This window comes from Colwellia sp. NW0002-52-1 (assembly GCF_057550865.1).
Genome location: NZ_BAAJLU010000015.1, coordinates 21,963 through 46,048 on the forward strand (window position 1 = coordinate 21,963; position 24,086 = coordinate 46,048).

At 36.7% G+C, this 24,086-nt stretch carries 20 protein-coding genes and 1 pseudogene; 12 read left to right on the plus strand and 9 right to left on the minus strand.

The genetic code is table 11. The features are described 5' to 3' along the window. The first annotated feature begins 3 nt into the window (after positions 1-3). Positions 4-1,038, plus strand: a complete 1,035-nt coding sequence (locus tag AC27H3_RS13895; RefSeq protein WP_487107085.1) for a zinc-binding dehydrogenase — start codon at positions 4-6, stop codon at positions 1,036-1,038. 433 nt (positions 1,039-1,471) lie between these two features. Next, positions 1,472-1,804 carry a hypothetical protein gene (locus AC27H3_RS13900; RefSeq protein ID WP_487107087.1) on the plus strand — a complete coding sequence of 111 codons (333 nt, stop codon included), beginning with the start codon at positions 1,472-1,474 and terminating at the stop codon, positions 1,802-1,804. Positions 1,805-1,887: 83 nt separating this feature from the next. Here the strand turns inward: AC27H3_RS13900 and ltrA are convergent, their stop codons facing one another. Then, positions 1,888-2,973 carry a group II intron reverse transcriptase/maturase gene (gene ltrA / locus AC27H3_RS13905; protein ID WP_487107089.1) on the minus strand — a complete coding sequence of 362 codons (1,086 nt, stop codon included), beginning with the start codon at positions 2,971-2,973 and terminating at the stop codon, positions 1,888-1,890. A gap of 18 nt (positions 2,974-2,991) precedes the next feature. Between ltrA and AC27H3_RS13910 the strand changes: the two genes are divergently transcribed. From AC27H3_RS13910 to AC27H3_RS13925, 4 genes are all read left to right on the plus strand, one after another. Next, positions 2,992-3,270 (plus strand): type II toxin-antitoxin system RelE/ParE family toxin, encoded by a 279-nt coding sequence (locus AC27H3_RS13910; RefSeq protein WP_487107091.1) that lies wholly within the window; start codon positions 2,992-2,994, stop codon positions 3,268-3,270. Next, positions 3,270-3,563 (plus strand): HigA family addiction module antitoxin, encoded by a 294-nt coding sequence (locus tag AC27H3_RS13915; protein WP_487107093.1) that lies wholly within the window; start codon positions 3,270-3,272, stop codon positions 3,561-3,563. The genes AC27H3_RS13910 and AC27H3_RS13915 overlap by 1 nt, the downstream gene beginning before the upstream one ends. A gap of 191 nt (positions 3,564-3,754) precedes the next feature. After that, the gene (locus tag AC27H3_RS13920; protein ID WP_487107095.1) at positions 3,755-4,078 is read left to right on the plus strand and encodes a hypothetical protein; all 324 of its coding nucleotides are present in this window, start codon (positions 3,755-3,757) and stop codon (positions 4,076-4,078) included. Positions 4,079-4,774: 696 nt separating this feature from the next. Further along, positions 4,775-5,485, plus strand: coding sequence for a hypothetical protein (locus tag AC27H3_RS13925; protein WP_487107097.1), 711 nt, complete (start codon positions 4,775-4,777; stop codon positions 5,483-5,485). 28 nt (positions 5,486-5,513) lie between these two features. Here AC27H3_RS13925 and AC27H3_RS13930 read toward each other — a convergent pair. Further along, a pseudogene (locus AC27H3_RS13930) lies at positions 5,514-5,906 on the minus strand (transposase); the annotation flags it as partial. 156 nt (positions 5,907-6,062) lie between these two features. Between AC27H3_RS13930 and AC27H3_RS13935 the strand changes: the two are divergent. Further along, complete coding sequence (locus AC27H3_RS13935; RefSeq protein ID WP_487107098.1) at positions 6,063-6,455, plus strand: BlaI/MecI/CopY family transcriptional regulator; 393 nt, start codon at positions 6,063-6,065, stop codon at positions 6,453-6,455. After that, a complete protein-coding gene (locus AC27H3_RS13940) occupies positions 6,448-7,701 on the plus strand; it encodes a M56 family metallopeptidase (RefSeq protein ID WP_487107099.1) in 1,254 nt (417 codons plus the stop codon). The genes AC27H3_RS13935 and AC27H3_RS13940 overlap by 8 nt, the downstream gene beginning before the upstream one ends. Before the next feature lie 94 nt (positions 7,702-7,795). Here AC27H3_RS13940 and AC27H3_RS13945 read toward each other — a convergent pair whose 3' ends face one another. The 3 genes from AC27H3_RS13945 to AC27H3_RS13955 form a co-directional block, all read right to left on the minus strand. After that, positions 7,796-10,207 carry a bifunctional diguanylate cyclase/phosphodiesterase gene (locus AC27H3_RS13945; protein ID WP_487107101.1) on the minus strand — a complete coding sequence of 804 codons (2,412 nt, stop codon included), beginning with the start codon at positions 10,205-10,207 and terminating at the stop codon, positions 7,796-7,798. A gap of 378 nt (positions 10,208-10,585) precedes the next feature. Continuing rightward, positions 10,586-11,680: a DUF2855 family protein gene (locus tag AC27H3_RS13950; RefSeq protein ID WP_487107103.1), complete on the minus strand. Its 1,095-nt coding sequence runs from the start codon at positions 11,678-11,680 to the stop codon at positions 10,586-10,588. Next, the gene (locus tag AC27H3_RS13955) at positions 11,673-13,100 is read right to left on the minus strand and encodes an NAD(P)/FAD-dependent oxidoreductase (protein ID WP_487107104.1); all 1,428 of its coding nucleotides are present in this window, start codon (positions 13,098-13,100) and stop codon (positions 11,673-11,675) included. Before AC27H3_RS13955 ends, AC27H3_RS13950 begins: the two co-directional genes overlap by 8 nt. Positions 13,101-13,280: 180 nt before the next feature. Between AC27H3_RS13955 and AC27H3_RS13960 the strand changes: the two genes are divergently transcribed. The 3 genes from AC27H3_RS13960 to AC27H3_RS13970 all read left to right on the plus strand — a co-directional run bounded on the left by AC27H3_RS13960 (position 13,281) and on the right by AC27H3_RS13970 (position 15,851). Then, complete coding sequence (locus AC27H3_RS13960; RefSeq protein ID WP_487107106.1) at positions 13,281-13,868, plus strand: TetR/AcrR family transcriptional regulator; 588 nt, start codon at positions 13,281-13,283, stop codon at positions 13,866-13,868. A 302-nt stretch (positions 13,869-14,170) separates the two neighbouring features. Next, a complete protein-coding gene (locus tag AC27H3_RS13965; protein ID WP_487107107.1) occupies positions 14,171-14,710 on the plus strand; it encodes a hypothetical protein in 540 nt (179 codons plus the stop codon). Between the two features lie 247 nt (positions 14,711-14,957). Beyond that, positions 14,958-15,851, plus strand: coding sequence for an alpha/beta fold hydrolase (locus AC27H3_RS13970; protein ID WP_487107109.1), 894 nt, complete (start codon positions 14,958-14,960; stop codon positions 15,849-15,851). A 252-nt stretch (positions 15,852-16,103) separates the two neighbouring features. Here the strand turns inward: AC27H3_RS13970 and AC27H3_RS13975 are convergent, their stop codons facing one another. The 3 genes from AC27H3_RS13975 to AC27H3_RS13985 all read right to left on the minus strand — a co-directional run bounded on the left by AC27H3_RS13975 (position 16,104) and on the right by AC27H3_RS13985 (position 22,686). Beyond that, complete coding sequence (locus tag AC27H3_RS13975; protein ID WP_487107111.1) at positions 16,104-17,102, minus strand: alpha/beta hydrolase family protein; 999 nt, start codon at positions 17,100-17,102, stop codon at positions 16,104-16,106. 339 nt (positions 17,103-17,441) lie between these two features. Continuing rightward, on the minus strand, positions 17,442-21,122 hold the full coding sequence (locus AC27H3_RS13980; protein ID WP_487107113.1) for a tandem-95 repeat protein: 3,681 nt from the start codon (positions 21,120-21,122) through the stop codon (positions 17,442-17,444). Between the two features lie 178 nt (positions 21,123-21,300). Continuing rightward, positions 21,301-22,686: a S41 family peptidase gene (locus AC27H3_RS13985; RefSeq protein WP_487107115.1), complete on the minus strand. Its 1,386-nt coding sequence runs from the start codon at positions 22,684-22,686 to the stop codon at positions 21,301-21,303. 117 nt (positions 22,687-22,803) lie between these two features. Here AC27H3_RS13985 and AC27H3_RS13990 point away from each other — a divergent pair, with 117 nt between their 5' ends. Beyond that, complete coding sequence (locus AC27H3_RS13990) at positions 22,804-23,685, plus strand: LysR family transcriptional regulator (protein ID WP_487107117.1); 882 nt, start codon at positions 22,804-22,806, stop codon at positions 23,683-23,685. A 62-nt stretch (positions 23,686-23,747) separates the two neighbouring features. Here AC27H3_RS13990 and fdx read toward each other — a convergent pair whose 3' ends face one another. Continuing rightward, the gene (gene fdx / locus AC27H3_RS13995; RefSeq protein WP_085301824.1) at positions 23,748-24,086 is read right to left on the minus strand and encodes an ISC system 2Fe-2S type ferredoxin; all 339 of its coding nucleotides are present in this window, start codon (positions 24,084-24,086) and stop codon (positions 23,748-23,750) included.

Here is a 24,086-nt window from a genome sequence, read left to right on the forward strand (position 1 = left end):
TAAATGCCAAATATTAATATTTTACCTGAATTAACAACCGTTAAAGCTATGCGGGCTATTGTGATAACTGAAGCAAACGAGAAAATTCAGTTAGAGAACATCGAGCTGAGCTTGCCTCAATGCAGCGATAATGAACTGTTAATTAAGGTAGAATATGTTGGCCTTAACCCGCTTGATGCTGAATATGCAAAAACGGGTTTTTGCCATTGGCAATACCCTCATGTCGTTGGTTTAGATGCTGTTGGCATTGTGGTAAGCGCACCAAAAGGTGTTTCCCCCAATGTTGGCGAGCGAGTAATGTGGCATGCCAGTATGGGCGGTCAAGGCGTATTAAGTGAATACGCTAAAGTACCTAACTATGCCGTATCAGTAGTACCCGACACAGTAAAACCAGAACAAGCAGCAACCCTACCGTGTGCAGGCATGACCGCATTAATTTCACTCGAAAAGCTACAAGTTAGCGAAGGTAATACCCTACTTATTGAAGCTGGTGCAGGTGCCGTTGGACAAATAGCCATTCAATTTGCCAAACAACGTGGCGCAGATGTTTTTACTACAGCAGCAAAAGGTAATCATAAATTAGTTAAATCCTTAGGTGCCGACGTTATTTTTGATTATAAAGATAAAAACCTCTGTAAAAAAATTAGACGCGAATTAGGTCCACAAGGTTTCGACGCTGTATTAGACTCTATTGGCGGCGACACCACTATTCGAAATATCGAATTAATGCGTTTTTGTGGCCGTATTGCCTGTTTAAAACCACTACCGACCTTCGAGCACGAATTACTGTTTAGAAAAGCCCCTAACATAAGTATTGTTTCACTTGCCGGCGCGTGGTTAGCCAATAGCTTATGTGCTCAGCAAAACATGAGTTTTATGAGTAATTTATTACTTGAGAACTTAGCAAGCGGTGATTTAACAGTACCAGAGGTTAGTTTAATAACCTTCGACACAGCGCAAATATCTACCGCTTTAACTAAGCAATTAGCTGGCGGTTTTACCGGTAAGCAAGTTGTTAAAATAAGCGCTAGTGAATAAGCTAAAAGCAGCTAACCACTAACTTTAGTTTCGTAGCGTTAACAGCGTAATATTTAGTGGTGCTAAATTAACCTGACAATATTAAATAACAAGGTTTGACTGCACCTAGCACCTAGCACCTAGCACCTAGCACCTAGCACCTAGCATTCAGAGTGTATCTTCATATTCTTAATTTAGTGTAATAACTGGGCATTAAAATGCTGTTGTACTTTATTTCCACCCAAGTCAGGAAATAAGGCAAATTGCCTCATTTCGTCCTAATTAAAATTTGTCCCATCTTCTGTCAACCATAGATAGCAATACCGGCAAAGATTTGTTATTAATATAGAAAATAAATAAGGTGGAAACATTTTCTCTGTAAAAGAGGCAAGTTGCCTCCTATTAAGTTGTTAGGTGATTAGAGTATCTATCACGTTTGGAATATCAAATAAGCATGAATAAAGCAGATGAAGAAATTCTCAATATTTTAAAAGAGGTTTTCATCCCCAATAAAAGCGCATTAATTTGTCCAGATGAACATTTTAGACACTGGATTCTTAGAGTTCTTTTTTTGCTATCAATCTTCGGAATTCTATTAATTATTTTTGTTAAGCTATTTTCTGATAATGATTCTCAGGGTCTTGGTTCATTTGTGTCGTTCCCGATAGCTTTATTCTTTGGGTTGCTATTTATTCATATAAATAATAAATCTGAAAATTTTAGCGTGTTAATTTTCATTTTAAGTTGGGTATCATTAGTTCTTGGACTAATTATTGGTAATGCTTAAAAATCCCCTAAATCGGGTAGCCGGAGGTTTCTCTCCTCCAGCCCCCACACCACCCTGCATGCGGCTCCGCACAGGGCGGTTCATTAACCATGATGGATTTTAATCCAGATATCCCTTAGTGACACTAAGCCTGCCTTAGCTAAATATTCGTTGCTTAATGCTAAGTTTATTCCTTTAGTTTTCGCACTACGCCAAACACCTTTTCTTGTCGCTCCACAGCTCACCGCTAATGCGAGTGGAACACCGCGTTTTAATAGATTATTCACTTTGGTTCTTGGCTTTCGCCATTGTCGCCAATAACACATGCGTATTCTTCGACGGATCCATTGATCTAAATCGACACATAACTGATAACCGTTTGCTATCAGGAAATAGTTTCCCCATCCTCGTAGGTATCGGTTAAGGCTGGCAATTTGCTTACTCATCGCAATCCCCCAATTTCTGTTTGTTAACGCTCGCACACGATATTTAAATCGGTGCAATGAATTGTCATGTATATTGATGCGCCCGTATTTGAAACCAAAACCTAAAAACTTGGTTTCTTTTACTGCGCCTACACGACTTTTCTTCTCGTTAACAACCAGTTTGAGTGTTTGCTGTATAAACAAGCTCATGCTCGCTAAAACGCGTTTACCAGCACGCTTACTTTTCACCAAAATGGTGAAATCGTCCGCATATCGGGCAAAATGATGTCTCCGTTTGACTAACGTTTCATCAAGCTCATCGAGCATGATATTAGAAAGCAACGGTGACAATGGCCCACCTTGTGGTACGCCTTGAGTTGGCTTTACTCGTTTACCGTGTTCAACGATCCTTGCCCGTAAGTACCGTCCAATCAATGTCATTAATACCTTATCTTTTACTTTTAACCCTATTTTATGCATGAGTAAGTCATGATTAACACGATCAAAAAATTTTGATAAATCGATATCAACGGCTATTTTACGACCAGATTTAACGCCCGTTTGCAGGTGTTTTACCGCTTTCGCTGCATTGCAGTTTGGGCGAAAACCAAAACTATAAGGTGAAAAATGCGGGTCGAATATTGGGTTGAGCACTTGGTGGATCGCTTGTTGGATAAATCTATCGAGTACGGTAGGAATACCTAAACCTCGCGAGCCACCATCAGGCTTGGGGGCGTTATATCCCTCTAGACACCCGTTGCGCAACGCGCTACACTCTCGGTTATGATTAAATCATTTAAACATAAAGGACTGAAAAAGTTCTTTGAGTCAGGCAGTAAAGCTGGCATTCAAGCCAAGCATGAACGTCGACTTAGAATGCAACTCGCCGCTATTGATACTGCGACTGTTTTAGACGACATCGACTTACCTGGGTTTAAATTACATGCCTTAAAAGGGAAAATAGATGGAATTTGGTCTATTACTGTAAATGGTAATTGGCGAGTCACATTCGAATTTAAAGATGGCAATGCTTTTATTTTAAATTATGAGGATTATCACTAATGAATATGCATAATCCACCGCATCCGGGTGAATTTATTTCCGATGTTTATATGGAACCATTTGGCTATAGCTGCCGATTTGTTGCAAAACAATTAGATGTTTCTCCTTCAACTTTAAGCCGTATCTTGAAAGCTAAAAGTGCTATTACTCCAGAAATGGCTTTACGACTATCGAAAGCGCTTGGCCGTAGCCCTGAAAGTTGGCTATCGTTGCAAGACAATTATGATCTTTGGCAAGCAAAACATAATGTAAACTTAGCTAGAGTTCATCAAATTGATTTTGCAATGGCGTAAGGAATATAAATCGGGTAGCCGGAGGTTTCTCCCCTCCAGCCCCACACCACCCTGCATGCGGCTCCGCACAGGAATTTAACAGGACACCCACCCGAAATTAATATATAAAATAAATAAGGTGGAAACTTTTTTTGCTGTAAAAGAGGCAAGTTGCCTCCTATTAAATTGTTAGCCACTAAAAAGGATTTTTCATGGATACAGGTTTTCTAATATTTTTAATATCCTGCCTAAGCGGCTTTATATATTTAATCATTGGCTATCTGCTTACCTTCAAAAAAAAAGCGGATGTGCTTAACGGCATCGACTTTTCTAAAATTGCCGACCTACCTGCCTTCTGCAAATACGTAGGCAATAGGTTTTTATTATCTGGTGTAATACAAATCGTAGTTGGGGTGTTAGTTTACTTAGCTTATTTCGACCTTTTACTGTTCGTAGCTATTTATGTTTTCTTTTCGATATTGCCCATTGTTAATGTCGTCAGGGCTATGCGCAAATTTCAAAAAAGTACTTCGTAAGTGAAGCGCTGCTAAATCGGGTAGCCGGAGGTTTCTCTCCTCCAGCCCCACACCACACTGCATGCGGCCCCGCACAGAGCGGTTCATTAACCATGATGGATTTTAATCTAGATATCCCTATTTAAAATGAGTGTCATTTTAAATTCACCCAACATCACACGAAAAACCAGCCTCAAAACGACATAAACCACTTAATCAACACCCTTAATAAACCTTTAACGATGCAAAAATAAAAATCGTCCAAAAACGTAAACGTTTTTGATTGTTAAAAGAAAATAATCCAGTTAGAGTATTTTGATTAAAAATCATATAAAAAACGAGTAATTCTACAGGCTCGTTAGGTGTCAAAGTTGAGTTTGTTTATTTCGATTATTCTTAGTTGGTTGATAGCAACTATTATTCATTCAGTCTCGTTTAGATGGGACGGGATAAACTTCTCTATATCGAGCATTTTAGAATTAATGCCCTTATTTCTTTTAACAGGTGCTTTTATAGCAATATATTTTGCAATCATAGGTGGTGCTGCGTTATTAGTTATGCGTAAGCTAAAATGTTATCGTAGGTATCATTATATTCTAGCAGGGGTTCTGTGTAGCTTGCCAATGCTATTCTCTGGAGAAGTAGAATGGCAGATTGCAGCTATTTTGTCCGGTGTAATCTCTGGGATTTTAATAGCTTTTGTGGGAGTTCGAGCGCATGCCACCTAACAAAAAAATTCAAGCGGACATTGCCAAGAGCGGGCAACGTCGCTTAATTTGGTGTTATCCGTACATGGAGTGTCAATTGAAGAAAGTAGCATTAATTACATACGGTATTTTTTATTTAGCGTTAATTGGGTTTGGGTTATTTGAAATAGCGACCAGTGGCCAATTTTCAGGTTCAAGCGTAATAAGTACCATATTTACGGGGCTATATTTGCTTGGATTTTTCGGCTACGTTTTAAATAAAAGAATTTGGACTGCAATAGTTTGGAGAAGGTTATTTTACCTTTTGTGCTTCGGAACTCTAGTACAGTTATTGGTAGCTCTTTTATTTAATGGAAGCCAAAATCCCATAGAGACAATAGTTGGAGCTATTATTGGCCTTCCTATTATTTACTGCTTATATCAGTACAGTAAGAGCGATCGTTCTATGTGGTTAAACACTGCAGAAAATATCAAAGCGAATGTTATTGATAATCTGTTTGCCAAAGATTCTACTTTATTTGTAGAAAAAACTAACGGGGATAATAAAGCGGCAGTGTCTGTTTCAAAAGAAGCCGGATCATACTCCGTAACGATCACTCGCAGTGTTGACGGAAAAGAAGAATCATTTACCAACGCTTTTAACAATCTTGGACACTTAGCAACTTTTATCGAGCAATATACAATGATTAGAGTCTCAGACTTCGAGGAAAAGTACGCATAACAACACGCCCTGAGGTGGACCGCAAGCATTAAAACTTGTTTTCCACCGCATATTTTAATAGCGGCGAGCCTTTGCTTTTTAAGGCCGCTAAGTACGTTGATTCATCATACGCTGTCTTTGTTTTCCAACACCGAAATAATATTCTTATCCACTTAAAAGCCAGTGACCTTATGATAGTGTTATGTGGCTTTCCTTTACTTTTTTGTTGTTCATAATACGCCTCGGCCCAAAATGAATACCGCACCGTTTGACCTACCCATTCAACAAATGTTTGCCGTAAAAATGTGTTGCATGAGTAGCGCCAATGTATCCATTCTTTTTTACCACTGCGCTCTTTAGCTGACACTATACCCACATATTTTTCTATATCTTCACTCTATTGATAACCTTCTATGTTTAAGCCCATAGCAGATAATAACCTTAGCTTAATTTACGGCCTTCTTCTGTATTCACTCACTTATTTACCTCCTATTTAATCAACCATAAAAAATAACTTGCACACTTAGATTACAAGTGTAATTATAACCACATCGATTACGCTTGTAATATTACGTATTTACTAAAAAGAGAATTAACCATGTCAAACTCAGTGCCAGAAATTAGTGATGCCGAATTCGCCGTGCTAGATGTGTTGTGGCAGCACAACCCTGCTAACGCAAATGACATTATAGCCAAGCTAAATGAAACAAAACCTTGGCATGAAAAAACGGTAAAAACACTACTCAACCGTTTAGTAAAAAAACAAGCTATTAGCTATGAAAAGCAACAGCGCAGCTACCTATACTCTCCACTGATTGAGCGAGACAGTTATTTAGTAAAACAAAGTAAAAGTTTAGTAGATAAGCTTTTTCGAGGACACCTCTCGCCACTTATTACCGGTTTTGCACAACAGAGCCAATTAAAAAAAGACGACATAGCAGCGTTAAAAGCCATTATTGCTGATTGGGAGCAGGAGCAGAAAAATGATTAACCTGCTACTAGATTTACTCTGGCCATTAACCTTGATGCTTACGTTTTTACTACTTTGCAATACTCTAATTTTAAAATATTGCGGTGCAAAAGTTGGATATTTTTTATGGAGCTTAATCCCTGTGGCCTTATTAGCTTATTTGATCCCCATACCATGGCAGCAAGTGGTTGAAGCACCAAGCGGCTCAATTCAACGTTATATGGTTACACCAACTGAACAGTTAATTGATATTCAACCCAATGGTTTATTAATCCTTTGGTTAGTAGGTACGTTATTCGTTCTTAGCTATTGGCTAATTAGCCATATTCGCTTCAAAAGCGGCCTTAAATTAACTGAGCTTAAAGTTGAAGAGTTTGTCGTTAAATTGCCTTCTAAACTTAATGCTTTTCAAAGTAACAGTACTTACAGCCCAATGTTGCTCGGATTAATTTCACCAAAGCTTATTATTCCAGCAAACTTTACAACTCACTTTAGCCGCTCGCAACAAGCGCTAATTTTGGAGCACGAAATTTGTCATTTTGATCGCAATGACATTTATTGGAACACACTAGCGTTACTTTTTGTCGCGCTTTTTTGGTTCCACCCTTTGGTTTGGCTTGCTTATAGAAAGTTTCGTCAAGACCAAGAATTATCCTGTGACCAAGTTGTTCTGGCGCGCAAACAAACCGCAAGCAGGATTGCCTACAGCAAAGCGTTACTAGTGGTGGCAGAATTTGCCCCTAAAGTAGCCTTTGCACAACTTTCATTTAAAGAATATGGAGATAAACAAATGATGTTTGAACGTATTAAACAAATTAAAGCTAATACTCAAGCGACAAAACTTGCCATGATAATGGTTTCTGCGATATCGGTTAGTTTGCTATCGGGAGTAAGTTTTGCAGGTAATCAAAGTCAGGCAACAACTGATGATATTCAGCACGGTGCAGCAAAAAAACAACAAGATCATGTAAAGCCTACTTACCGAGTAGAGCCCAAGTACCCTGAAAAAGCTGTAGTAGAAAATATTGAAGGCTCAGTGGTGCTAAAATTTGATATTGACCAGGCAGGTAGCGTGAAAAATGTTGAAGTTGTCAACGGCTCACCCGCTTATGTTTTTGATAAAGTAGCTAAAACAGCGTTAGAGCAATGGCGATATGAAGCGTCAAATTCTTATCATAAAAATAATTTAGTGCAGTTAGATTTTGCTCTGGATAAGAATTCCGCGCGGCGAGGAAGTTTAATAGAACAAATTAAAGTGACGAAATAACTAAAACATTGCCACCTTAATTAATCGTACAGGTAATAACAGCGCTGTTAATACCTGTACTGTTTGTTAAACACTTTAAAAGTATCGATGTAACCTAGTTCAATCTATTTAAAAAGAAGCGCTTAAATTCTGAGCCAGGCATTGGTTTTGCAATGTGATAACCTTGTCCTACATCACAACCAATTTCTTTCAGTTTTTGATATTGCTCTTGAGTTTCTATTCCTTCGGCAGTGGTTTTTATATTTAAGGTTTTTGCAAGATTAACTACTGCATCTAAAATTAAAATTTTATTACCTACTTCGTTTAAGTCATCAACAAAGCTTTTATCTATTTTTAAGTAATCTAAAGAAAATTGATGCAAATAACTTAATGACGAATAACCGGTGCCAAAATCGTCTAAAGCAACCAAGACATTTATATCTTTTAGTATCTCTAAATGCTTTTGCACCGCATCAACATTTAAGATTAAACTTTCTTCGGTGATCTCAACACATACCTTACTAGTAATATCCGCCGATAAACGGTGCTGCTCTTGTAAATATGTAATTAATTCTTTCGAAGCAAAGCCTGACGTTGAGACATTAACATTCAGTTTAAACCTGGTTGGCAACCATTCTTGCCATTGATTTAAATTACTTATTGCTAGCTTCAACATATAGAGATCAAGCTGAATTATTTGTTTCGACTTCTCTAACGTTGGGATAAAAACATCAGGGAATATAAGCCCCAATTTAGGGTGTTGCCAACGCACTAAAATTTCAGCGCCAACAACTTGCCCTGTTTTAAAGTCAATTAGAGGTTGATAACTTCCAACAAATTCTTGATTTTTAATCGCATTATCAAAGTCGTATTCAAACTTCACATTAGTTGATTTATTTTGCTCTTCTAGCGCTTCAAAAAACACATACTGATTTCGACCCTTTAATTTAGCCTGATACATTGCATGGTCAGCATCAATTAATATTTGATCTGCGCTTATACTTTCATGATTATAATTAGCAATACCTATACTTAAACTACTGGCAATATTTAAACCTTCAATATTAAAAGCCGTTTTCATAGCATTAATAATGTTTTCAGCTATGCGACATATTGTTTCATGATCAATCTTACCGTCGAGTAAAATAGCAAATTCATCGCCACCTAAGCGTGCTAAGGTATCTGTAGTTCTTAAAGCAGCTTTAATATTTTTTGCTATTTTAATTAATAATTTATCTCCAATATGATGACCATAGGTGTCATTAATCTGCTTAAACCTGTCTACATCAATAAACAATATTGCCATATTTTCATGACGATAATTTTTGCAGTGTAAAAATGCATGTTGAATACGGTCTTTAAATAGCGATCTATTAGGTAAGTTAGTTAAGGGATCATGCAAAGCTAAAAACTGTAGCTTTTGCTGTGCTTCCATTCTTTCAATCGCATTATTAATGTGTTTTGCGACAAAGGATAAAAGCTGTTTGTCTTTTTCTTGGAATAAAAAGTCCGTGCTGTAACTCTGTACAACGACAATGCCTTTATTTTCATTTTGACCAAAAGGCACACCTAACCAAGCTTTAGGGATACTACCTAGAATGTAGAGCTCTTTGCTATCGAGCATTTTTTGAATATCTTGCTCATAGAGCAAGAAAGGCTTATCTTTTGAAAGCGTATAACCTGTTATGCTTAAGTTATTGGGATCGATAGCGACCTTTGCAAATATTTTTCCTTGGTCAAATTCATCCACTATATCTTGGTCAAATTCATCGACAGCATAGGGAAATTCAATGGTTTTGCCATTATCTTTAAGTAAAGCAACAAAGAAGTTTTTAGCAAAGGTTAATCGACCAATACATTGATGTAAATGACGATAAAATTCACCCATTGTTTTCGTTGTATAGGTAAGTTCTGCTATTTCAAATAATGCGTCTTGAATTTTATTTGCGTATTCTAAATTTTCAATTATATCTTCTAAACCATCCACTTTAATGATTTGAGAGATCTTCATCGCAGCAATAGAGGCTAATGCTGTTAAAGTTTTTAAATGATAGTCTGTATAAAAATTTTCTTGAGTATGCTCAGTATCAATTACACCAAGTAATTTATCTTTGAATAAAACCGGCACAGCCAACTCTGAAAGCGTTGTGTCTCCATCTTCAATATAGCCACTAAACTCACGGGTATCTTTGACTAATATTGGTTGCTGTGTCGCAGCAACTTTACCAATAACGCCTTGGTTGAATTTAATTAATTTGAGGTCGGAGGTGGTTTCTGTTGGTTGAGTTTTACTGGTTTGGTTATTACCTACAAGAATATTTTTTTTAAAGCCAAACATTCTACTTAACGTTTCTTTACCTGCATCTAAGGTATAAATTACCGCATCATCGAAACCCAGTTTTTCAACAATATTTTGAGCTAAATATTGCCAAACTTCATTGGGAGTGTTTAACAATAAAATATCAGTAGCAAACTGATTAGTTATCGTTAAGCTTTTTATGGTTTGAGATTTAGATAATTCTGACAATTTTATAATGCCTAAAGTTTTTACAACAGAAGTTGACGATAATAACGTTATCGAGACAAAAACATTTTAATTAAGTAGAGCAAATTTTAAGGGGTTTGTCTAGCTAAGCTAATGTTTTCAAAAACTTTATTATTACTGAACTTATATACTGGCTAAGCCTTTGTGTATGAGGCTTTCAAAAGTTAATAACGTGTTGAGTTAAGGCGTTTAATTTTTTTGAACAGCTTTATAAAAGAAATTTATGTACCCGTTAGCTAATAATTTATCATTTAGCTAACGGCTATAATTTGAACTTTCGTGATTATACAAAAATAAATTGGTTGTATTAACATCACATTTTAGTACGTTCTTATTTACAAGCTATTCAATAGTCTGTCACTAAGGTTTAATAATAATGCCTTTTTCAGGCGCTAGAACCCCCTTACAAACATCAGCGTAAACCTCAGCCATTTCTTCAATACTTTCTATGCTGGTAAAAGCTAACCAACTTGTACTGCGTTGGGTACTTTTAGCCATAAAACTCATAGATTTATGTTCGAACTCTTTTGCGCCCCATTGCGCAATACGCTTTTGAATATGCCCTGGTGCAAAAAACATCTCACTTTCAGTATGAGATAATGGAGATATTACCGAAGCTTCATCCCAATGCGTTAAGCCAACTTGTAGGCAAAAAGCTAAATTGCCTGCCATATGCTGCTCTATTGCTTTTAATTGTTCAGCATTGCCCGCCATATCAACAATAACGGTTTTTAATTTAGGGTTAAGCTGGCTTAAGTCTCCATAATTAATTACTTGCTGATAAACACCTAATTTATTAACAAAAGCATGATTACGTGAGCTTGTCATACCAATTAATTGTGGCGCTGATTCACTGTCGTCAATGCCATAGGCAAGGCCAATACTGGTTTTACTCGAGGCACTAATAATAATAACCTGCTCGGCGTTAAACCATTGATTACTCTCTAAGTAATCACATAAACAAAATGAAGTAATATACAGTGGAAACAATAACATGCGTTGCTTATCGTAAGTTTCATTATAACCAGGCTCTGCTAATACTCTGCGATAAACATTATAACCTGGCGGCAGTGCAGCCCGATGTGCACTGCCATCAAAAAAGCGCTGTGATGACACCTGAGTAGCGGTCATTTTTACTAATGATGTTGGCGGAAAATAGCCAAATAACTTTTCGCCCACCGTAATATCATTACTGTGTGATGAAATCACCGTTGCAAAACCCCAAACAGGAATAATCCCCCAACTATTGTCGGCATTATCTGAGGCAGGAAAAAACTGCCAATAGCCAAGCTTTTCACCTAGTACTGCGTAAGTTATGTTATTTGCTGTTAGTGCGAAACTGTCAACGCGGACAATAATCTCATCGTCTAACAAAGGAGTTTCAGCATTTAGCGTATTGTTTTCTACTAACCTTGTTTTTGTGAAGTCTTGTTTATTAACTTGAAACTCATGCATGGTCGGCTTCCTTTTTTGGCATAGGTAAAGTAGCAATTAGGCGCATTAAGTTCTCCATGGCCTTGGGCACATTCGAGCGTAAACGCATTATTATTGCTTGTTTTTCAGTATCATCTTTTGCTACATCAGCCACCAGTTTACTAAAACCATCAAGTCGGCTGCAATACAGCCACTTTTGTAATGACTTATCTTGCGACCAAATATACTGATTTCGCATAAATGCCGCATTCACCGTTAACCAGTCAGTGGCTTTGTTTGGTAGTGGCACTATTTGACTTAAGGCATTTTTTTGCTGGTCGTTCTGGTATGCCGCTTCAATATGAGCAATAAGTGAAGCACTGAAAACTGGTTGAATAATGCGTATAGTTTGCAAGGTGATTTTTTCATCACTGAATACTGGTAGTGACTTAAGCTCTCCTAAAGCACTGGCCGAGCAATCAATAAACAAGGTGTTTTCTGGTGTTATATGAGTGCCCTGTTCAAGGGTAATTAAGGTTTTATCTAACTGGGTAACTCGCCCTTTACGCAACACCTGCTTAATACGTCTTAACTGCGTAAGCTCTTGCTGAGAAATAGTAGCGCCGTGATACATTTCAGGTTTCACAGTTTTATCTATGCGCACTAGCACACCTTTATCTTCGAGCTTAACAAAAAGATCGTCAACTGATTCTGCATTGGCTAACGCTTCCATTTGATCTGCTTGTGCGCCAATAGTATTACTAAAAAAATCAGCTGTTGGTTGAGTGTTTTTGCGATCCATGAGCCAGGCATCGCGCGGCATTATCCAACAAATATCATCGGGGTTCACTTGATTTTCAAGTAACCATAAACAGGCGTCTATACCGGTTTTTCCGCCGCCGACGACCACATATTTTTCTGCTGGTTTTGTTATAGAAGGTAATTGATTTAAGGGGATAAAATTAACATCGTCAGCAATAGAAAAATTCGGTGTATGTGTTGAAGGTACCGAGGTTTTTAAATAGGTAGCATCAACTAAACGTTTATTCACTTTAACGTTAAAGGTTTGGCCACTCGTGATGGAAACAAAGGTATTATCACCAGTATATTTACACATTGGGTAATACTTAACTCGACAAGAGCTGAGAAAGTGATGCTTCATAACATCGTCAAAGTAAGCGCTAACTTCAGCTCCCGTAGCAAGTTCGTTCAAACCGGTATTTAAACCTAAGCTATCTATGCGCCCTTTGCTGAGTTCTTTAGAACCAACACCATAAAATTTAGATGGTTGATGTAAGGTAACAAACGGGTATGCGTTATTCCAATGTCCGCCTGGCTTGGCGTGTAAATCAACCATAATAATATTGGCGTCGGTTTCAGCGAGTAGTGTATCTACAAACGCCATGCCCATTGCCCCACTGCCAATAACTAAGTAATCAGTTTCTAATACTTGAACGTCCATTTTATCCCCTGCTAATTTTTACGTTATGTAATTTCATGCATTTAATTTTTAATTTCTTATACCGCTCAATATAACAGCGTTACAAATAAAATATAACACTGTTATGTTTTGTCAAGATAATAATATTAATTTCGTAAAATTAACGCTATGATGACGCAACATTGTGTGGTTGATTTAAGCATGAAAAATAGTAAAGAAAGAATATTACTCGCTGCATCTAAACTGTTTTTAAACGGTGGAATTTCCGCGCTCAGTGTTAGAGCTATTGCCCGCGAGTCAAATTTGTCAACCATTGGTATTTATAGCCATTTCAATGGCAAGCAAGGTATTTTAGATGCCCTTTATATTGAAGGGTTTACTCGCTTTAAAAACGCTGTTGATGTACCTATTAATAGTGATAATCCCAAAGAAAGCATTTTGACAGCAACGCAAGGTTATATCGAAACAGCCATAAATTATCGCGGCCATTACCTGCTAATTTTTGGTGAGAGTGTTGCCGATTATCTTCCCTCTGACGAGGCAAAAAAATCGAGTGTGGCAGCATTTTTACAAACCACTAAAATTATAGAAACTCTCTTACCAAAAGATGCCACCTTTGAACAAAAGCGCAATACTACCCTGCAAATATGGTCAATTGTGCATGGCTATATTGGCTTAATGCATCATGCTATTGCGGAAGAGGTTGATAGCGCTCATTGGAAAGGCTTAATACTAGACACCGTTAGCTTGCATGTTGATGCGCTAAGAAAGCTTCATCAGTCAGCGTAAGCCTTGATTACTCGCCGCTTGATAAAGCAATAGTCGACAATAAAGCTAGATAAGACCATAAATAAACTTTGCGCGTTGGCATTAACTTAACACTATGTTGATACGTTCTAATATAACCATGATAAGGTGTTTTAAAATCACTGAACAGGCTACAAGTTCAAGGTTCAAATTTTTTCTGATGCTTGTAACTTCAACATTTCGACAATTAACATTGGATTTTTGCAATGTATTTTTCAAAGCAAAACAAGACAAGACTTTACCTAATTAAAAATTAATTCATTAGCTTAAATATAAGGACATTTATGAAATATCTTCTATTCGCCATGAGTATATTTGCATTAAGCGCTTGCGGCGGAGGCGGCGGCAGTGGTGGCGGTAACGGTGATGGCGCTAATGGCAACAATGAACCCCCTGTTGAAAGTGGCGATTTTGCCTTACAAAACATTCGTTTTGATGCAAAAGATTTTTATGACAATGAAGTAGTTACCATTACCGAAGGCACTAGTTTTGAGCTTCAGTGGGTATCACCAACTTCAGCATCCTACAGAATAGATTTATACCTAACGAGTAACGGTGAAGTTCATTCTGACAGGAATAAAATTGTAGCCTTGAGATGTGGTGGTGCTTCTTTCTCACTTTGTCCAAACGCCACTGGCGCAACTCAATGTGAATTTAATAACAACGAATTATCTTGCTCGATTGGGGCTGACGTTTTAGGTAATAAGAGCTATCTAGATGAAAACGTATCAAACTTAAGGTTAATTATTAGGGGTTGCGACTCTTTAGATAATTGTGATGTAAAAACATTTAATTTATTACTACAAAGTAATGAAGGTGGCTAAATATAACTCGTTAAGCCGACAATTTATCAGTAATAGCCAAGCTAACATGCAGATATCACATCGAATGGGCTTTTAAATTGTTTTTTATTACCGATGTAGTTTACGATGACGCTGTAGTGCTTAACTCATGATATATAATAATATTTTCATCGGGAAACAGCACTGTTATGCATTAATTCGAATTAAAAACTCTCAGTAGAAATCCTGTGGAGATGCTAAGAGTGAAAGTTAAGAATGAAAATTAAGAATGAAAGTTAAAAGTGAAGTTATGACTTTAGATAATTGGCAAACTAGCGGCGATTATTTTGCCTTTCATGGTCAGAAAATTTTTTATAAAGTATCAGGCGAAGGTACACCATTATTGCTCATTCACGGGTATCCAACAGCGAGTTTCGATTGGTGTAAAGTTTGGCCACAACTGAGTGATAAATTTCAATGCATAACACTCGACATGCTTGGTTTTGGCTTTAGCGATAAACCTAAGCAAGCCTACATTATTAGTAATCAAGCAGATATTTATTGTGCGCTAATTAAAAAACTAGGCGTTAAGTCTTGCCATATTATTAGTCATGATTACGGCGATACCGTTGCTCAAGAGCTATTAGCTCGCCATAACGAAGAAACATTGCCCTTTAACATCAGATCATTGCACTTACTTAATGGCGGTATATTTCCTGAAACACATCGCCCTGTTCTGATGCAAAAATTACTTTTAAGCCCTTTAGGCGGCTTACTTGTTAGATTAATGACTAAAAAAACATTGGCGAAAAATTTAAAGAAAATATTTGGTCCAAATACCCCACCAAGCACACAAGAAGTAACAGACTTTTGGTCGTTAGTACGTTACAAAAATGGTCATTTGGTGATGCACAAACTTATCTATTATATAGTTGAAAGACGAAAAAACAGAGCACGTTGGGTCGGCGCATTGCAGCATGCGAAAATCCCACTTCGTTTAACTAATGGCTTGTTTGATCCAATATCAGGTGCCCATTTAGTTGCTCGATACCAACAACTCATTCCAAATGCTGATGTTATTACACTTGATAAAATTGGACATTACCCACAAATTGAAGCTCCAGACGCCGTTATTATTTCTCACCTAGATTTTATTGAAGCGCAGAAAATTAAAATTCTTTAAACTAAAGTAAGCATCAACATATTTTTTGCATTAAAAAAGGGTAATAACATTGCTGTTATTACCCTTATCATTTCGGTTTTTCAGTATGGATTATTTACTAATAATCATTCAGCTGATGGCTAAAGACTTAATACATCCCTATATTAACTGCCTTTTTACCCAACTTATAAATATGCAGAGGTCCTTAAAAGTGACTAAGCATAGAAGTAATGTTTTATCTTATCTTCGAGATATAAAATTCGATAAAATAAATTAAAGCGTTTCTTTTAACCAAGCATACAATGCGTTTTGCCATTCATTTGTATAGAAGGTCAAATTATGATCTCCATATTCAAAGCGTTTAAACTTGTGCGGTCGTTTAAGTTCGATCAGCTTATTTACCAGCATTTCTGATTGCTTATAATCTACCCGCCAATCTTCTGTACCATGCATAACTAAGAGTGGCATTTCAGGATTAAGCTCTTCTAACCAGAAAATAGCTGAGCGCTTTTCAAGCTCAACCTCGCGGTTATTATCAAAATTAGGTACTAATCTAGCATACACCTTTTTTTCCATGTCAGGGCGGCGCTTTAGACTCGCAAACATATCAACATTGCCAGCAATGACTGCTGCAGATTTAATACGAGTTGACTTTCTAGCGGCAAGCAAAGTCATCATAGCACCGCGGCTCCAACCAACCATGCCAATACGGTTTGTATCGGCAAAAGGAATAGTGTCTACAATATCGATTAATCGCAGTACATCATTAACATCTTTACCACCAAATTCATCTTTACCTTCACTATACCTTGAACCTCGATAATTGCTAGCAAGTACAATGTAACCCTGCTCAGCTAAAGGTAAAATAAGTTTATAGAGGCTTATTCGACTGTTACCGCCAGAATCATTACCACCTCGATTAAATATCACAACCGGTAATTTTTCACCTGCATAGTCTTTTGGATAGGCAAAAACACCAGCTATTTTTAGCCCATCAGATTGATAAGATATCCAATGACTCGCTACGGTATTTTTAAAGCGGGCAAATGCTTTAGGGTTAACCCGCCTTTGAAAATTATCTAGGCGCTTAATATTTGTTTTTATTCCTTTAATATCATTCAGCCAATCTTCAAAAGTATTAAAAGGAATGGCTTCACTGACCAAAGTTAATTCTGACGTTGAAAAGTCGGGGGAGTAATGTTTTTCTTTAACGCTTGCACAGCCCGCAAGCATTAAAATAAACAAGATAACGAGATATTTTTTTCCTAACATTTAAATTCCTTTTAATTAAAAATAGGATCACAACATAAACAGATCAGGTATTAATTTATATTCTTAAAATATTAACGATTAAAAACAACAATATTTCTAATCAATGGTGTTAATAACAATTAACACCATTGAGCCTATCAAAGCCGCCTTCTACAAAGGACGGATGAAGTTAATCTCAAAACACCTTCTCTTTCGGCACCACTTAAACCATTTATAAATATGCGTTATGTGAGTTAGTGCATTAACTAAAAAAGAGTAATAACGCCATCGTGTTATCTCCACTTGGTGTTATTACCCTTTATATTTTTTAAACTAATTATTCGTTAAACTAATATTTAGTTATTTTAAAGCGCCCGATGCACGAGCAAATTTCAATCTAAAGCCAAATGATATAACTAAAGTCAACAACATAAAATATCCAAAACTACCCCCTGAGCTTGATCCTGTTTTGGTAGGTTCTGCAGCTGATTGCACAGTAAATGAAACGGTAGCTTGTGCAACATTGTTATTCACGTCATTAACTTCGTATGTAAAAGAATCATTGCCAGAATACCCTGCATTTGGAGAGTACTTGTATTGCCCGGAGGCTGATAAAGTTAATACGCCATTTTTAACATCAGTAACTATACGATAACTCAACGTTTGTCCGTCAACATCTGTGGTTGGTAAACTTTGAGAGACATTTCCATTAAACAGTAAAGAAAGTGAAGCATTTTCTGGTGCTGGCACATCATCAACGGCATTAACTGAAATGCTAATAATTTGAGTACTAGTGCTAGCCTCATTGTCGGTTACTTTAGCAGTGAAAGAGGTTTCGCCGTAAAAGTTTAAAGAAGGCTCGAAACTGAACTGTCCATCACTTTCAACACTTACGTTTCCTTGCAGATCTTCATCACTTATTAATTCAAATGTCAGTGTTTGACCTTCAATATCGAATGCCTCCAACTTGCTTGTGAGCACGTTATCTTCATTAACAGAATAATTAGACGTGGTAAAAGCAGGAGTGTCGTTCACAGGCGCAATAGTTATTTTAATTTCGCCATCAACACTAGCACCCTGTTCGTCAGTAAGGCGCACTCTGAACTTATCTACACCTGAAAAATTGTTTTCAGGGTTATAAGTGAATGCTGCTCCGTTGTTTAGCTCAACTACACCATTAGTTGCAGAAGACAATATTTCAACTGTATGTACGCCAGAGTCAACATCATAAAAAAGTATCGGCTGAGTTAATGGTGTGTCTTCGTTTATGAAAAAATTATTTACCTCAAATACAGGCGCATCATTCATTGAGTTAACAGCAATAATAACTTGGGCCTGACTTCTTCCGCCTTGTTCATCTATAACTGCAATTTCAAAACTATCTTGTTGATCATAATCAACATCAGGCTGATAAGTAAAATGACCTGACTCTTGCAAATTTAAGGTGCCTGATTCAGGCGTAGTAACAACCGAAAAAGTTAATAATTCACTATCAATATCTGTTGCCATAACTTGGTCAGACAACAAGTGATCTTCATCAACACTAAAAGACATGTTACTAAATTCTGGATTATCATTAACTGAAGTAACTGTTATTGCTATTTCTTTTTCACTAATACCCTCGTTTTCATCTGTAACTGAAACAACTAGCGAATCTTCACCAAAGAAATTCTCAGCTGGGCTATAAGTTAGTACACCCTGTAAAGAAATAGATGCCACTCCATTGCTAGTTTCCGATATTAAATGAAATTCTACACCATCATTTTCGATATCTTGGAAGGCAATTTCAGAGGTTAACACCATATCTTCATTGGTTGTTAATACACTTGTTAAAATGGTTGGTACGTCATTAATTGAATTTACAGTGACTAATAACTCATGTTCAATAAAGTTACCGTGTATATCTTCAGCTTTTAATAAAATGGTGTCTTCACCATTAAAGTTCTCATTCGGCGTATATATTATCGTTTCGCCATCAACGGTTAGCTCGCCATGAATTGCATCATTAACAATTGAGAGGTCTAAAGGGTCTGCTTCCGGATCAACAAAGGTAATTAAAGGCTCTGAAGTTTCATCTTCGTTCATATTCAGAGAAGCCTCATTGACTATTGGTGCTTTGTTTATTTGAAAAAACTTAATCTTCCCCTGATCTTTGGTTGTTACCAGAAGATAATTGTCAGCTATTTGAAAGTTTGCCTCTCGCCACTCAAAATCGTTGATTTTTGCTTTCGAAATCAAGGTTGGTAAACTAGGCTCTGAGGTTTCAAACAAATGAAAATAAAAACCATCTGAAATAAGTAAATAACCTTCCAAAAGGTCAGCACTTATACCGTTAAAAACTGAAAAGCCTATATCAATTGAACTAATCTCTGTGAACTCATCAGACTCAGATAATGCAACAACCTTTATTCCTTCCGGACTTATCAGATAGATATACTCGTTAGCTATAACCAGCTGATAATAACTAAACCCAAGCTCTATTGTACGACTGTATACAAAATCGTCGTTGTTATAATCTGTAAATAGATGGATTTTATTATTGCTACATGGGTCAGATGCTATAAGCGTATCGGCAAGTAAACCTAATTTTTGTGGACAAGAATTGCCAGGGTTAGAAATGCTAGCTTCTAAAGGAGTCTCATACAAACTATAAAGTGAAGTAGCACTATGGCGCGTCACTGAAGATTCAGTGTCAAAATTTATGTTATATATATGACTATCTTTGAACAATAATGGACCAGCTTTATTATTCACGCTAACTTCACTGTTAAGTTGAATTTCACTGTCACTTACTATTGTTTGATTGCTTATTCTTTGTTCGTTAGAAAAAATTAGATTAGTAGATACTCTTTCTATGTCTTTAACATTTTCGACAATACTATTTTGCAAAGTAATATTGTCAATATCAGTAATATTAATAATGTCTATACGTGAATCACGAGGTAAATATACTAAGTTATTTTCAATAACAGCCTTACCCATATCGCCACTTTGATTATAAGAAAACGCTACGCTGTCTATAGCATTATCAACAAGATCTATTTCGAAAACCCCTGATTTAGTGTTTAGACCAATAAGCTTATCATCACGCCAATATACATCACGCATATACGAGTTTGAAAAGAAGTGATCCGTTAAGCTTTCTGTAGATAAGGTGCTTATTGTATTGCTTTCAGATATTTGAAATGTATAAAGAACGCTGTCTGAAAGCGCTTTTAGCGTATTGTTTTTGCTCGTTAAATGAAAAATTTTATTATACTGAACCGCATCAAAGTCATTTAAAATTGTGACTTGCCCATCAATTAGTTTAATCAAATACAAATATTGATAATTTGAAATTACAAAACGTCCGTCACCTACATAAACACCGTTCGTTGAAATGCCAATTCCTTCTAGTAGTCCTGAGTCGCTTAGCGTTAAATCAGTGAGTTGGTATGACTCTACCTTAGTCGCAAGTGTTCCGTTTTCTTGCACTCGATAGACATAATAAAGCGTTGAATCTTCAATAAATAAGTTTCGATCAGAAACATAAATCTCTTCATTATAGTTACTTGCTGGTGACTGAATAACTTTGCTAAGGCTGAAAACGCCCTCTGCTTCAGCAATGACATATATTTTGTTATCACCATCTACGTAATATAAATCACCTTGATGATTTATCACTTCGGCATTCCAATGCCCTGATACTGTTAATGAATATACTTGTGTAATATTTATAGCGTCAGTAATACTATAAATATTAACTTTATCGTTAGTCACAATAATTAGAAAGTTGTCAAACTTAGAAATTGCACGAATATCAGGTTCAAAGTCAAAATCAATTTGCCCAATCAAAGATGACTCTCCTGCTAATTCAGGATTAATAACATCAACTTGTCCAGAGCGTGTCACTATATAGTAATGATCATTAATCTCGACCATATGCTCATAAGTACCTGAGCCCCATTCTGCCTTTTTAACAAGTTTAGCTTCTTGAGCAATAGCATCAACTGACGACAAAATAGTCGATAACAACAAAATCACATAGAAAAAATACTTCACTTTTCATTCCCTTGATAGAACCAATATAATAATTACCTAGAATTTAACATATAATTTACAATTTAAAAAATTTGTTTAATTAAATGTAAATTCAAAGCGTTAAGAAAAAAGGTTTAATGCTTGAGCTATAAGTGCTGTAGTGATTAAAAGTAATTTGAATACGATCTAAAATTTAATGTTAACTTTTTTGACGCTGCTCTTTGATTATTTCCTCTAACTCAAAAATTGTATTTTCAGGCTCAGAGAAGCTTACAGGTAGAACTAAATCAGGCTCTATCGGGTCATGACATTTCACTGCACCAGCTGAACGCGTAAATATAGCGGTTGGTATGGTAACTTCCAGATTTGAGCCAGCCAATTGAAATGGCTGAATTCTACCTGTAGTACATGATCTAACTCCAGTGAGCTCACCTACAATAACTGCTTGTTCAGCATCTTGAAATGCCGTTAGAAACAAGATTGTTGATGAGTAACTCAATGGCCCCATTAATAAATAAGCTTTACCGGGTATTTTTTGATTTTCTTTCCCTGATACGGGTATAAGCGGTGCATACGGGCCATCAACTATTGCGCCTAATTCACCTTTTACAGGCCCTAGCTTTAAGTTACGCTCAGTAAGGCGAATTTTAAACTTAGATATAAATGGAAATGGCTTTGAGGCGACATAAGGCGAAATACCTCTTTGCCAGTAATGATCCGTTCCACCAGGGTTGGTACGTACATCTATAATAACATCTTGCACTTTTGCTTGCTTAAAGGCCTGCCAAGTCTCTTCCATAAACTTAAAAAATGATTCCTCAAGGTAAGGAGGGTAATAGAATCTATCGATACGCAAATAGCCAATATTGTTATTTAAAACCTTTCGACTTACAAAGTCGTCTATGGTGAAGGTAGATTTATCACTCTCACCAAAGACACCATCAATCAAAACCTTTCGCCGCTTAGAACCACTATCTATTTCAAAGTGATAAGCACCTGAATCTCCAAACATTAGCCAGAACATTTTAGCAAACCTATCTGAAGCCAGAGCTTGACGATGAATTAAAGAATCACCATGCATCCGGCTTACAATTGTATCAATTACATCGCTTGAAGCATTACCGTTTATCTTGGTTATTTCATCACCAAAAGTTATTCCTAGTGACGCGTATTTTTTGGTATTAACGTAAATCTTATTCGATTTGCTGATTCGTATATCAATTGGAAAAAGTTGTCCTTTGTTTACAATATGTTGGTTATAGATTTTATCCAATTCGGGATAATAAATTGCCACATGACCATCAGAAAAAAATGAGTTGAGTTGAGACATATATTTCCATGATTCCAATGGGCTAAGCGGTGTTCTTAGCTCCTCTGACAATTTATCTATGTGTAGCTTTACCGCTTCCAAATCCATCGTAAAACTAGGATCAGGGTGGGTATAATCTAGTAGTTCCTTTAGTTGCGCAAAATCACTTTTTAGTGCCTTGACCGAAATTAATGTCGTTTTCGATTGATTAAGTTGTTGAGGTGATGAACAGGCCAATAATAGAGCTACACCAAATACAATCAATATTCGTTTCATGTAATACCTTAATAATAATGTGTTTTATAGACAGACAATATCAATTTACAATTTCAACCCCATGAAATAAAATGATAAGAACTAACATGCACATGAATAAAATTAATAAGGAATCTTGTGAGTAAGCTACCGCCATTAAAATCTATGCAAGCATTTGAAGCCACAGCAAGGCATTTAAGCTTTAGCCTTGCTGCACAAGAACTATGTGTAAGCCAAAGTGCAATTAGTCACCAAATTAAGTCATTAGAAGTATTTTTAGACAAAAAACTATTTACAAGAAGCAACAATAAAATTTCTTTAACTGGAGATGGTGATATTTTTTTCTCAGTAATAAAAGATTGTTTTAAGCAAATGCAAACGGTAACGGATCACCTCATCCTTGAAAAAAATGTTAAGCTCAAAGTGATAGCACAAACCGCCATCGCGGTAGAATGGTTAGCACCGAAAATACCTGAGTTTAATGAATTAAATCCCGACATTAGCATAGACTTTTCAATGACAGGTGAAGCTGAATTAACAGATCCGTCAGAATACGATGTTTTAATAGGTGCCTGGCCTGCCCCACCAAACTTTATTTCTAAACAGATCAGAGAGGAGTATTGGTATCCTGTTTGCGCTCCAGAAATATATAAGCAATTAGACATAGAAAGGCCTCAATCCTTGTTAGACTTCCCTCTCATAAGCTCCGAGAACGGGCAAGATTGGCTAATTTGGATACAACAACAAAAACTAGAGACACCTAAAAATTTAACAATGCAGCACGTAAGCCATGTGTTGTTAGCTGCTAAAATGGCACAAGGGAAAAGCGGTATAGCTATGAGTTGCGACTTTATTATTCACGACGCTATTAAGCAAGGTCAGCTGATTGCTCTGGACACATTAAGCTTCCATTTACCTTGGGGTGACTTTTTTATTCACTTTAGCGCGGGAAGTCACTACCGCGATAAAATTGAAACCTTTGTTGATTGGTTCGTTGACATATGTAATATGAATAAGTAATTAAAAGGTAATTGCTCAAGCAGAACAATCACCTGTTTATAAACAGAATTCAATTAAGAGTACTAGTGATTTTCAGACACCATATTCACCGTGTACTTAGGAATTTCTACTACTAAGTCTTCATCGCCTACGATAGCTTGGCAACCAAGACGTGAATCTGGTTCTAAGCCCCACGCTTTATCAAGCATGTCGTCTTCTAACTCGTCACTTTCAGCAATAGAGTCAAAGCCTTCACGAATGATCATATGACATGTTGTGCAAGCACACACTTTTTCACAGGCGTGCTCAACACCAATGTCATTTTTCAACGCTACGTTTAATACGCTTTCGCCTTTCTCGGCTTGAACAACTGCACCCTCAGGGCAAAGATCCTCATTCGGTAAAAATATTATTTGTGGCAT

What these genes read in the sequence shown, in the direction of transcription:
- AC27H3_RS13895 (WP_487107085.1), top strand. Translation starts at nt 4, where the DNA reads ATGCCAAATATTAATATTTTACCTGAATTAACAACCGTTAAAGCTATG.
- AC27H3_RS13900 (WP_487107087.1), top strand. Translation starts at nt 1,472, where the DNA reads ATGAATAAAGCAGATGAAGAAATTCTCAATATTTTAAAAGAGGTTTTC.
- AC27H3_RS13910 (WP_487107091.1), top strand. Translation starts at nt 2,992, where the DNA reads ATGATTAAATCATTTAAACATAAAGGACTGAAAAAGTTCTTTGAGTCA.
- AC27H3_RS13915 (WP_487107093.1), top strand. Translation starts at nt 3,270, where the DNA reads ATGAATATGCATAATCCACCGCATCCGGGTGAATTTATTTCCGATGTT.
- AC27H3_RS13920 (WP_487107095.1), top strand. Translation starts at nt 3,755, where the DNA reads ATGGATACAGGTTTTCTAATATTTTTAATATCCTGCCTAAGCGGCTTT.
- AC27H3_RS13925 (WP_487107097.1), top strand. Translation starts at nt 4,775, where the DNA reads ATGCCACCTAACAAAAAAATTCAAGCGGACATTGCCAAGAGCGGGCAA.
- AC27H3_RS13935 (WP_487107098.1), top strand. Translation starts at nt 6,063, where the DNA reads ATGTCAAACTCAGTGCCAGAAATTAGTGATGCCGAATTCGCCGTGCTA.
- AC27H3_RS13940 (WP_487107099.1), top strand. Translation starts at nt 6,448, where the DNA reads ATGATTAACCTGCTACTAGATTTACTCTGGCCATTAACCTTGATGCTT.
- AC27H3_RS13950 (WP_487107103.1), bottom strand. Translation starts at nt 11,680, where the DNA reads ATGCATGAGTTTCAAGTTAATAAACAAGACTTCACAAAAACAAGGTTA.
- AC27H3_RS13955 (WP_487107104.1), bottom strand. Translation starts at nt 13,100, where the DNA reads ATGGACGTTCAAGTATTAGAAACTGATTACTTAGTTATTGGCAGTGGG.
- AC27H3_RS13960 (WP_487107106.1), top strand. Translation starts at nt 13,281, where the DNA reads ATGAAAAATAGTAAAGAAAGAATATTACTCGCTGCATCTAAACTGTTT.
- AC27H3_RS13965 (WP_487107107.1), top strand. Translation starts at nt 14,171, where the DNA reads ATGAAATATCTTCTATTCGCCATGAGTATATTTGCATTAAGCGCTTGC.
- AC27H3_RS13970 (WP_487107109.1), top strand. Translation starts at nt 14,958, where the DNA reads ATGAAAGTTAAAAGTGAAGTTATGACTTTAGATAATTGGCAAACTAGC.
- AC27H3_RS13975 (WP_487107111.1), bottom strand. Translation starts at nt 17,102, where the DNA reads ATGTTAGGAAAAAAATATCTCGTTATCTTGTTTATTTTAATGCTTGCG.
- AC27H3_RS13985 (WP_487107115.1), bottom strand. Translation starts at nt 22,686, where the DNA reads ATGAAACGAATATTGATTGTATTTGGTGTAGCTCTATTATTGGCCTGT.
- fdx (WP_085301824.1), bottom strand. Translation starts at nt 24,086, where the DNA reads ATGCCACAAATAATATTTTTACCGAATGAGGATCTTTGCCCTGAGGGT.